Here is a 1,662-nt window from a genome sequence, read left to right as displayed (position 1 = left end):
ATGACGGTGCTGTTCGCCCCGGACGAGCACACCTCGCTCGAGCAGTACGCGTGGACGAAGAATCACCTGCTCGTCGTCACACTGCGCGACGTGCAGACCCGCGTGCGGGTGCTCACGCCCGGTGACGACGGCTGGGCCGACGAGGAACTGCCCGGTGTCCCCGATGCCACGTCGACCTCGATCATCGACGTCGATCCGCGCACCGGCGACGATTTCTTCCTCAACTCCAGCGGATTCACGATCCCGGCGACCCTGTTGTCCGGGACGGTCGGCGGCGCGGTGGAGGCGATCAAGCAGGCGCCGTCGTTCTTCGACGCCGAGGGCATCACGGTCGAGCAGCACTTCGCGACGTCCGACGACGGCACACAGGTGCCCTACTTCGTGGTCGGCAGCAACACCGGAACCCCTTCGCCCACACTGTTGTACGGATACGGCGGGTTCGAGAACTCGATGGTTCCGGCCTACAGCGGTGGCGTGGGGCGGGCATGGCTGGAGAAAGGCTATACCTACGTCATCGCCAACATCCGCGGCGGTGGCGAGTACGGCCCCACCTGGCACACCCAGGCGCTGAAGGAGAACCGCTACAAGGTCTTCGAGGATTTCGCCGCGGTCGCGAAGGATCTCGTCGCGCGCGGGATCACGACAGCCGCGCAGCTCGGCACCCAGGGCGGCAGCAACGGCGGGTTGCTCATGGGTGTGATGCTCACGCGCTATCCCGAACTGTTCGGGGCGATCGTGTGCCAGGTGCCGCTGCTCGACATGAAGCGCTACCACCTGCTGCTCGCCGGAGCATCGTGGATGGCCGAGTACGGCGACCCCGACAACCCTGCCGAGTGGGAGTTCCTGTCGAAGTACTCGCCGTACCAGAACACCGATCCCGACGCCGCCTACCCGCCGATCCTCGTCACCACGTCGACGCGGGACGACCGGGTGCATCCCGGGCACGCGCGCAAGATGGTCGCGCGTTTGGAGGAACAGGGACACGACGTCTCGTACTACGAGAACATCGAAGGTGGTCACGGCGGCGCGGCCGACAACGCCCAGGCGGCGTTCAAGTCGGCGCTGACGTTCACCTTCCTGGCCGACAAGCTCGCGAACCGGTGAACTTCGGGGAGGTCGTGTGCGTTTTCTTCGAGAAACACGCACACAACCTCCCTCATCTCGCCGGTCCGGTGGACTCGCGGACGACGAGCTGCGTCGGGAGTACGAGTTCGTCGGCCACCGCGACCCGCTCGTAGGCCTGCCGGGCGAGCATCTCGATGGCGCGCGCCCCAGCGTCCTCGGTGCGTTCGGCGAGCGTGGTGAGCGACGGCTGGCACAGGTCGGAGCCGAAGATGTTGTCGAAGCCGACCACACTCACGTGCTCCGGCACGGACACCCCGCGTTCCCGCATCCGGCGCAGCACCCCGATCGCGAGCATGTCGTTGTGGCACACCACAGCGGTGGCGCCGGCGGCCACGGCAGCGTCGGCCGCGGCGGCACCGCCTCCGAGCGTCGGCGAGTACGGGCCGAAGCGACGCACAGCGATGTCGTGAGCCTGCGCCGCGGCCTGCAGACCGGCCCACCGTCGCGCTCCCCGACCACGACTCGGGCGGGCCGCCGAGGAACAGCAGCGAGCGGTGCCCGAGCGACGCGAGGTGGTCGACGATCTGACGTGTTCCG

Annotated in this window: 2 protein-coding genes; one reads left to right on the top strand and one right to left on the bottom strand. The window is 67.9% G+C overall.

Annotated elements, in window-relative coordinates:
- Window positions 1-1,104: prolyl oligopeptidase family serine peptidase (locus R1101_RS0123030; RefSeq protein WP_016935551.1), on the top strand; the 1,104-nt coding region annotated here is incomplete at its 5' end.
- Between the two features lie 52 nt (window positions 1,105-1,156).
- On the opposite strand, the gene R1101_RS28340 is transcribed toward R1101_RS0123030, so the two are convergent.
- Window positions 1,157-1,662 (bottom strand): substrate-binding domain-containing protein (locus R1101_RS28340; protein ID WP_016935550.1); only part of this gene is annotated, 506 nt, incomplete at its 5' end.

The sequence above is a fragment of the Rhodococcus sp. R1101 genome (genome assembly GCF_000278445.1).
GTDB classification, from domain to species: Bacteria; Actinomycetota; Actinomycetes; order Mycobacteriales; family Mycobacteriaceae; genus Rhodococcus; species Rhodococcus gordoniae.
This window is presented reverse-complemented; position numbering and strand designations above follow the sequence as displayed.